Annotated in this window: 1 protein-coding gene; it reads left to right on the forward strand. The window is 41.7% G+C overall.

Annotation, left to right across the window (positions count from 1 at the left end):
• Positions 1 to 59 precede the first annotated feature (59 nt).
• A complete protein-coding gene (locus tag H1P_RS33330; protein WP_246142065.1) occupies positions 60 to 1283 on the forward strand; it encodes an ATP-dependent DNA helicase in 1224 nt (407 codons plus the stop codon).
• The last annotated feature ends 136 nt before the right edge of the window (positions 1284 to 1419 follow it).

Here is a 1419-nt window from a genome sequence, read left to right on the forward strand (position 1 = left end):
CTGATGGTGAATTCTCTCTAACTTCAGACCAAGAAAGAGCCTTATCTCAACTAAAAAACTTGACAATCTCTCAAGAGAAATTCTTCAGACTGACGGGATTTGCAGGAACGGGAAAAACCGTTCTGATAACTTATTATATTCAGTGGTTAGTCAGCGAGGGCATTAACTTTGTCGCAGCAACTCCCACCAATAAAGCAGCTAAGAATCTGGCGCAGATTGCTTCTGATTCGGGATTAAATCTATCCGTGAAGACAGTAGCACAACTATTGGGGCAGCAGCCAGTACTGGATGAAGAGACGGGAAGAGAAGTTTTCTTAAGCAAAGAAGAATTGGACTGGTCGGGTTATGGAATCATTATTGTTGATGAATTTTCGATGCTCAATCGAGATAATTTTCAAGAGATCGCGACAGAGGTCAAAAGCTCATTACTCTCAAAGGTAGTTTTTGTGGGAGATTCGGCACAATTACCTCCAGTGGGAGAAAGAGAACCGATTGTCAGCACCAGTGATGAAATTCAACAATCAGCAACTTTAACTCAAGTAGTTCGTTACGATGGAGAAATAGCACGAGTTGCCCAAGAAATCCGCAGCAATCCCCAGTATTCTCGTATTCTTTATCCATTTACCACGACAAGCGATCAGCCCTTCGGGCTGCCACTGCGTGATCGCACAATTATTTGTTTACCTCAGAAAGAATGGTTACAACGGGCAGTAGCTCTTTTTGAGTCATCACAATTCAAGCTCAATCCAGATTACGTCAGGTTTTTAGCTTGGAGAAACCAAACGGTAGAATCTTTAAACAAGTTTGTTCGTAGTCAGTTATGGGGTAAAAATGCGCCTGATTATGTACCAGGAGATAGGTTAATAGCCAGAAGACCCTTATTTAGAGCATCTCCAGGGCAAAAAGGCAAGAACAAGTGGAGAATTGCTATTAATAATTCCGAAGAAGCCCAAGTAATTGACTTTGGAGAAGAGTGTGAATTACTCTTTCTCGGTCAAATATATAAGTATTGGAAAGTGATGGTTAAACCCGATTGTGGAAAAGAGCAACCCCTTTCGATACTTCATCACGAAAGTCAAGAAATGTACACTAAACAGGTGAAGTACTTGGCGCAAGTTAAACAATGGCAAAACTACTATGACCTGTCGAGAATGTTTGATGATGTGGGTTATGCTTACAGTTTAACTACACACAAGGCACAAGGCAGTACCATTGATTATGTTTTTTTGGATGTTGCTGACATGAGAGGCTGTAGCGATCAGGCGAAGCCTGCCACTGCGTGATCGCCAAAAATTACAGTATACGGCATTAACCAGAGCCAAAACACAAGTCCTAATTCCACAATAAAACAGAAGAACTATTCGTATTGTCCGAGAAAATGCCAGTAGTCGTCAGAGGCTTCATCATCATCTGACCCCC

The organism is Hyella patelloides LEGE 07179 (assembly GCF_900659865.1).
Classification (GTDB): domain Bacteria; phylum Cyanobacteriota; class Cyanobacteriia; order Cyanobacteriales; family Xenococcaceae; genus Hyella; species Hyella patelloides.